We start from the raw sequence: 6,724 nt of genomic DNA, 5'->3' as shown, positions 1-6,724 counted from the left end.
TGCCCGGCATCCATATGCCGGGCTTTTTTATGTGCGTCATCGCGTGATGGCGGCAAGACATAACGTCACGGTAACGAGTGATATCAGTGTCGAGAACAGGATGGTGCTCGACGTTACCGACGCTTCCCGCCTGTAAAACTCCGCCAGCATGAACGGCCCCGTGCCCGTGGGCAGCGCGCTGAGTATGACGGCGGTCTTCGCCCACAAGATGGGCAACGCGAACACATGAAACGCCAGCCACCAGGTTAGCAACGGTTGCGCGATCAGCTTGCTGATGACGAGCATCGATGTCGTTCCTGCAGCGCCACCCTTCGACTTCTCGCCAAGGAACAAGCCAAGCGCGACCAGCGCGCAGGGACTTGCCGCTGCACCCAGCAGCTTGAGAAACGTATCCGCGCCGCCCGAGATGGTGAGGCCGGCGCCGCTCAATAACCATCCGGCAAACGGCGCGAACAACAACGGGTTGGTCACGAGCGACTTGATCACCTTGCCTATAGTCGCGGCGAAGTTCTTCTCGGTCTGCAACCCGAGTTCAATCAATACGATAGCCACCGCGAACAGCACGCATACCGTCATGATCAACGCGATCACCGCGGGTGCGAGGCTCGCGTGACCAAACGCAAGCGCACACAAAGGCAAGCCGATAAACCCTGCATTCGGATAGGCGGCATTGAGTGCATCAAGGCTGGCATCGGCGAGATGTTTTGATCGTTTCAAGCTGATCAGCAAGGTCAGCACGAAGATGCCACCCGATGCAATTCCGAACGCAGCGATAAACGCAGGTTGATCGAGTGAGCGCCAGGGTGTGGTGGCCATGATGTCGAAGAGCAGCGCGGGCAATGCGAGATACACGACAAAGCGATTGAGTTCCGACGATGCATGCGGTCCCAATCGATTCGTCTTGCGGCATGCATAGCCGGCGAAGATGAGACCGAACACAGGAAGGATGATGGTGAAAAGCGGCGTGAAAAGCGACGAGACCAACGACGGCATGAGCAGAGCGCAACTGATTGACGAGGGCGCCAAGCATAGCGGTAGATGCGTGTTGGCGCTGAGCGCCAAAAACCAAAGGTGAGCGATTTCGGGACCTGCGTGGAGGTGAGCTTGGTATCCCGCAAAAACTCACGCTAAGGGTGATTACAAGTATCGCTAACTAGATAGGGGATGCCTGCCGAGTTCATCGAATGGCTCAGGTATCGGCTGGAAAGCCTTTTACCATAAGGGCTTGAGAGCTTTCATCACGCGCCGTCTACTTTGCTTCTCTCCATGAGCGATATACAGCGATCAATGCAGAGTACGAGCCATCGTGCGGCGTCGTGCATCTTGAGGTGAGGCAATACGGGACCCTGGTGTGCGGTGATGAGAAAACACATTAAGACTCACTCGCACGCTGCACCTCAATGTTGAACACACATCACTAAAGCGAGCGTGATCAATGGCTTGCGGCCTGTTGTTAAAACAGTTGATACACACGGATACCTTTGCTAACAGGCTTCTCGGCTACCCTTCAACCATGAATCCGGTCGCTAAAGGTGAGCTTATGCGGGACCTGATCAAGCGCGGCAATCAACGGAACGAAGCTTGCTGAGAATGCCACGCCACTGCATAAACATAACGAGGACATACATGACATTCAAGAGATCCGTCACCATCGGCGCCGCGGCTTTGCTGGTGATCGGCGGACTGGGCGTGCTGGCTGCCTGTGCATCAGCAGGAAGTGGCAAGAGCGGCAACGACGACGTGCCGGAACCTGCGAAGGCGGTCGATCTCGATCGATACCTCGGCCAGTGGTATGAATTTGCACGCTACGAAAACCGTTTCGAACGGGGCTGCGAAGCAGTCACCGCGAACTACGCAAAACGGGAAGACGGATTGATATCGGTGATCAACTCGTGCCGCAAGGGAAGTGTGGACGGCACGCCGAAATCGGTCGAAGGCAAGGCCAAGATCGTCGCTGATTCGAATAACGCGAAGCTGAAGGTCTCGTTCTTCGGACCGTTCTATGTGGGCGATTACTGGGTGCTCGATCACGCCGATGACTACACGTGGTCCATCGTCGGTGAACCAAGCGGGCGATATCTATGGATACTCACGCGTGAAGCGAAGCCATCGGCGCAGATGCGTACGGCGTTGATCGATCGTGCGCGCAAGCTTGGTTATGACGTCACGCTCTTGCGCGAGACGCTGCACTGAACGTCAGTCATCGATAGCGTCATAGAGATGACGCTCGAAGACAGCAGCCATTGGAAACGGCACGAGGCCGCGCCGCTGGATCATCAAGATGCCGATCATGTCTTCCACTGGATCGGCGAACCAGTTCGTACCCAATGCGCCCGGCCAGCCGAACGATCCCTTCGACCGATAACTTTCCGTGCGTTGCTGCGCGGGGTCATCGACAATCGCAACGCCCAGACCAAACCCCTGCCCCGCCCAAACGACCTGCCCAAACGCGGGAATGCGACGCTGCTCGCGCGTCAGGAAGTTCGTACGCATCAGATCAACAGAACGGTGCGACAACAATCGCGGTCCGTTCGCACGCTCGGTGGCATCGCCTTGAAGGCGGCCTCGGCCGAGCAGCATGCGGGCAAAACGCAGATAGTCATCAGCTGTCGATATCAGTCCTCCGCCACCGCTTTGATACCGCTCGGGCTTGGCAAAGCGGCTCGTCGCGGGATGATCTTCCACCACGTGTTCTTGCGTCGATGGTTCAATGGCGTAGGAAACAGAGAGCCGTTCAAGTTTTCCCGCCGGCACGACAAACCCGGTATCCGTCATGCCCAGCGGACCGAAGATGCGCGTGCGAAAAAACGCATCGAGCGGCATGCCGCTGACCCGCTCGATCAGTGAACCGAGCACATCGGTCGAAATGCCGTAGTGCCACCGCGTGCCCGGCTGGAACATCAGCGGCAATCTGGCAACACGCTCGAGCCACACGCTTGAATCGACCGTCGCGTCGATGCCGTTGAATACTTCGCTGTAAGCGTCGGCTAGCGCGCCGAACGCGGTGAAATGGTAAGCAAAGCCGGCGCGATGCGTGAGCAGGTCGAGCAGCGTGATAGGCGCGCGGGCCGGTTCGGTGCGATCGAGTGGACTGCTCGGATCCAGGAGAACTTGCGGTTTGGCGAGTTCGGGCAGCCAGCGGGAGATGGGATCATCCAGCGCGATCAGGCTGTCTTCCACGAGCATGAGCGCGGCGACACTGGTTACGGGCTTCGTCATCGACGCAATGCGAAACAGCGTATCGCGCGACATGGGTTCCCGCGTTTCACGATCCCGGCAGCCGAGTGCGTCGACCATAGCGATTTCGCCGCGCCGCCATATCAGGGATACGCAGCCCGCGACCTCGTCTTGATCAACGAACTCCTGCATTGCACTTCGGGTTTGTTCCAGGCGCGGGGCGCTGAATCCAGCAGCAGACATTCATATCCTTCAAAACGAGCTGTTCAGTGCTGGTATTTAAGCATGGTCAAATCGGTGACGCCTAGGAAGAGGAAGATGTTGGCACTCCCGGAAACGGATTCCGGAATAATCAATTCGATGCCTCAAGTTGCGTAAGCCGTTCGTGGATTCTCTGCATGCGGCTTTGCTGGGCAGGCACAAGCGCGCTGGAAGCCACCGAGTTGATTCGATTACGCCAGTAAGATAAAGGAATACGGTCTTCGGGAGAAATCCTGCCGATGATGCGTTCAAGGTGAAGAATATCTGTCTCGATCTGCCGGTGATTCATTCGCCACTCCATTAGATACGTTATTTTTGCTTTATTTAAAACGAGATTGCTCTTCATGTGGAACGAATAACCGATCCACACCATGTATCAAAACGCCGGATTGATACAAATGGGCTGTAGCGCCGCTGTTGCCCCGAACGACGCTGCCGCAAACTCTGATCGCAGCATATCTCAATTTGATGAGTGACGTGTATTGCGCGGAGCCAATGCAGTAAGTATGAAACTATGAGCGTATTCGAGTCGGAAAAATATTCGTGAATACTTAATACTACGTTAAACAAATGAGCGCAAAGCGGAAATAATGGCACTGGTAAAGTTTGGATTTGTTTTCAGCTTCCGCGCCGTGAAACTATTCGTGATTACTGCGTATTTGCATCAGCGATCAAAAAATTCCTGTTGAATCGTTTGCGCGGTTTAAACCAAGTCGCCCTATTGGCGTTTTTTGTTGGAATATCAGTTTGCGCGGATCACGGTTCAGCCTTGATTCATTTGGCGTGGGCGAAGCCAGGGCTGCGCACCCACGTTTACTTCGCGCGGCAGGCGATAAGTAATCCGTTCTGGCCGTTCTCGCTGCTTTGATCCAGCACGTCGTAACTGCCTGCACACATGGCACGCGCGTTTTCCTGACAGTTACTCCAGCCGCCGTTCGAGGGGCAATTGATCATCGAGGTCGGGCGGCCGTCGGATGAAAACAGCGGCGGCGCACTGCTGCATGCGGACAATGCAGAAACAGCCGCGAGAAGCGGCACGAGCGCCAGAGAACGCACGGCAAATACCCAGGAAAGCTTCATCCGATACCCCTTTTTATCGCTGTTTTTATGATAACGCGAGTATGCCACGCGGCGGTTTCGGGGCGCCTTCCAGGCGAGCGTTTGAAGCTCACACCTGACGCGCCGTATCGACCTCGGCTTCGGGCCACAGGCGGGGAAAAAGGTAGCGAAACAACTTGAGCGGCAACGCAAGCTCGACCGGTCCTTTCGGCGTCTTCGAACTGACGATGCCCAGCTTGAAGAGATCGGCCAACGCGCGGTCCGCGGTTCGGCTTGCAAGCCCCGTCATTCCCTTGAACCGCGTCCTGTCGAGAGATCCGACCGTACCCAGGTACGCAAGCGGTTGCGCAGCCTCGACGCGCAGAAAACGGGTGTCGGCCTTGGTCGATTCGGCGGCCAGCATTTGGGCGAGCCTTGCTTCGAACGCCTGCATCTGCAGCATGCTGTCCATGAACCTGATCTGATCCAGATAGACGCTCATGCAAAAGTCTATGAACTCCACCAGACCGCTTTCGCTCAGGACGCCCCTGCCGTCAAGATCGCCTTTGCGGCGCTGATCGGCTGCAATCAGATGCTTGTAGTAATCCGCTTGTTCGCGCGCAAAGCCGCGCATGGGAGACCAGAGCCCTTGCGTCAGCCCAAGCGCAGACAGCCCGATATGCGTATGCAACCGCGCCGTGCGCCCGTTGCCATCCAGAAACGGGTGAATCCATGCAAGCCGGTGATGCGCCGCCGTTAGTGCAATGACAGCCGTTTCGCCAGCCCGCGCGTAGCGATATCCGCGTGTCCACTCTTCCATGAACCGCGGCACAGTGGCCGGATCCGGCGGGATATGCGCGCCGACCTTGACGCCTCGGTCCCGCCAGACGCCCGGCGTGATCTTTTCCTCTTTGCCGTCATCGCCCGTCTGGAGCAAGTCCTGCTCCGACAACTGGTCATGCAAATGCCGATGAATCGCCTGGACGACCGAGCTCTCGAAAAACGCTGTGGAATCGAACGCGGGAAAGGTCTCTTCGCCCCAGCGCTCCGTGCCGATATGCGCCACCGCTATGCGCTGCTTAAGCGCCTCTCCCGGCTTGGCCGAAAAATCCTCCTGCAGCGCGCGCTCGATCAGCAGCGGTTCGGTATGCTGCCCTTCGATCTTGTTCGTATAGTAGGAATTCATGGGACGCAGCGCTTCGCGCAACAGATCGCGCAAATGAGGCATGCCATGCGCCGCGAGATCCTTCGCCTGACCGATAACATCCGCCGCCAGTGGACGCAATGTATCCATCTTCAGCTCGGAAGGCAGCATTGGATGCATCTGATGGACCGCGTAGTACGGATATTTCGATTCAGCGAGCGTCATGATTGTTATCTGGCGGATTTAATGGCGAATCTTATGGACACTAAGAAACCATAAAAAACCATTATATTCCAAATAGATATCGACTTCATGGCGAATCTGGTGGCGAATCCTTCGGCGAGAAATCGGTTCGTCAGACCGCGATCCCCAGCGCCACGATTTTCTTGTACATCGTTGCCCGCCCAATGCCGATTCGCTGCGCCGCTTCGGCTACCCGTCCGCCACTGGCATGCAGCGCATCGGAGAGAAACTGCTTTTCAAACGACGCCATGGCTTCTGCATATGGCACGACCCCGTCTTCGGCCGATGCCCTTGGCGGTTCCAGCTCCGGCGCGATACTTTCCGCACCCATGAACGACCCCAGCGCGCGGGCATCGATATGCTCGCTGTCCGACAACATCACCGCCCGTTCCAGCGCATTGCGCAATTCACGCACGTTCCCAGGCCACGAATACGCGCACAAGAGGCGCAGCGCGTCGTCGTGGAGAACGAACTGGCCGGCGTGACGCGGGCGGGCATCGGCGGAGAGCTCTTCGAGCATGGCGTACACCAGCGCCTCGATATCCCCTATACGCTGGCGCAACGGCGGCGCATGGATCGCCAGCACGTTCAGCCGATAAAACAGATCCGCCCGAAACCGTCCGCTCGACACAAGCGCCGGCAAATCCGCCGACGTCGCGGCGATGATCCGCACGTCCGCCCGCACAATGCGGTTCGATCCGAGCGGCTCGAACTCCTTTTCCTGCAACACGCGCAACAATTTGCCCTGCAGCGCGAGCGGCATATCGCCGATTTCATCGAGGAACAACGTGCCGCCGTCGGCGAGTTCGAATTTGCCCACCCGCCCCTTGCGATCCGCACCCGTATAAGCGCCCGCCGCCG

Annotated in this window: 7 protein-coding genes; 1 reads left to right on the top strand and 6 read right to left on the bottom strand. The window is 57.4% G+C overall.

Annotated features, from left to right (window positions below):
* Positions 1 to 36: 36 nt before the first annotated feature.
* Entirely contained in the window at positions 37 to 993 is a 957-nt protein-coding gene (locus ACFFAR_RS20585; RefSeq protein ID WP_174365047.1) for an AEC family transporter, read from the bottom strand.
* A gap of 633 nt (positions 994 to 1,626) precedes the next feature.
* Here ACFFAR_RS20585 and ACFFAR_RS20580 point away from each other — a divergent pair.
* Positions 1,627 to 2,193 (top strand): lipocalin family protein, encoded by a 567-nt coding sequence (locus ACFFAR_RS20580; RefSeq protein WP_174365048.1) that lies wholly within the window; start codon positions 1,627 to 1,629, stop codon positions 2,191 to 2,193.
* Positions 2,194 to 2,196: 3 nt separating this feature from the next.
* On the opposite strand, the gene ACFFAR_RS20575 is transcribed toward ACFFAR_RS20580, so the two are convergent.
* The 5 genes from ACFFAR_RS20575 to ACFFAR_RS20555 form a co-directional block, all read right to left on the bottom strand.
* A complete protein-coding gene (locus ACFFAR_RS20575) occupies positions 2,197 to 3,420 on the bottom strand; it encodes a serine hydrolase (RefSeq protein WP_174365049.1) in 1,224 nt (407 codons plus the stop codon).
* A 109-nt stretch (positions 3,421 to 3,529) separates the two neighbouring features.
* Positions 3,530 to 3,727 (bottom strand): hypothetical protein, encoded by a 198-nt coding sequence (locus ACFFAR_RS20570; RefSeq protein WP_062003755.1) that lies wholly within the window; start codon positions 3,725 to 3,727, stop codon positions 3,530 to 3,532.
* A gap of 524 nt (positions 3,728 to 4,251) precedes the next feature.
* Positions 4,252 to 4,518: a hypothetical protein gene (locus ACFFAR_RS20565; RefSeq protein ID WP_062003756.1), complete on the bottom strand. Its 267-nt coding sequence runs from the start codon at positions 4,516 to 4,518 to the stop codon at positions 4,252 to 4,254.
* Positions 4,519 to 4,606: 88 nt separating this feature from the next.
* Positions 4,607 to 5,845 carry a Fic family protein gene (locus ACFFAR_RS20560; protein ID WP_174365234.1) on the bottom strand — a complete coding sequence of 413 codons (1,239 nt, stop codon included), beginning with the start codon at positions 5,843 to 5,845 and terminating at the stop codon, positions 4,607 to 4,609.
* Positions 5,846 to 5,975: 130 nt separating this feature from the next.
* Positions 5,976 to 6,724: sigma 54-interacting transcriptional regulator (locus ACFFAR_RS20555; RefSeq protein WP_174365233.1), on the bottom strand; the 749-nt coding region annotated here is incomplete at its 5' end.

Source organism: uncultured Caballeronia sp., from assembly GCF_964243625.1.
Classification (GTDB): domain Bacteria; phylum Pseudomonadota; class Gammaproteobacteria; order Burkholderiales; family Burkholderiaceae; genus Caballeronia.
The sequence above is the reverse complement of the archived record's forward strand: the minus strand, read 5'-3'. Positions and strand labels throughout refer to the sequence as shown.

Coding starts and splice junctions, on each gene's coding strand:
- ACFFAR_RS20585 (WP_174365047.1), bottom strand. CDS start 993: ATGCCGTCGTTGGTCTCGTCGCTTTTCACGCCGCTTTTCACCATCATC.
- ACFFAR_RS20560 (WP_174365234.1), bottom strand. CDS start 5,845: ATGACGCTCGCTGAATCGAAATATCCGTACTACGCGGTCCATCAGATG.
- ACFFAR_RS20570 (WP_062003755.1), bottom strand. CDS start 3,727: ATGAATCACCGGCAGATCGAGACAGATATTCTTCACCTTGAACGCATC.
- ACFFAR_RS20580 (WP_174365048.1), top strand. CDS start 1,627: ATGACATTCAAGAGATCCGTCACCATCGGCGCCGCGGCTTTGCTGGTG.
- ACFFAR_RS20575 (WP_174365049.1), bottom strand. CDS start 3,420: ATGTCTGCTGCTGGATTCAGCGCCCCGCGCCTGGAACAAACCCGAAGT.
- ACFFAR_RS20565 (WP_062003756.1), bottom strand. CDS start 4,518: ATGAAGCTTTCCTGGGTATTTGCCGTGCGTTCTCTGGCGCTCGTGCCG.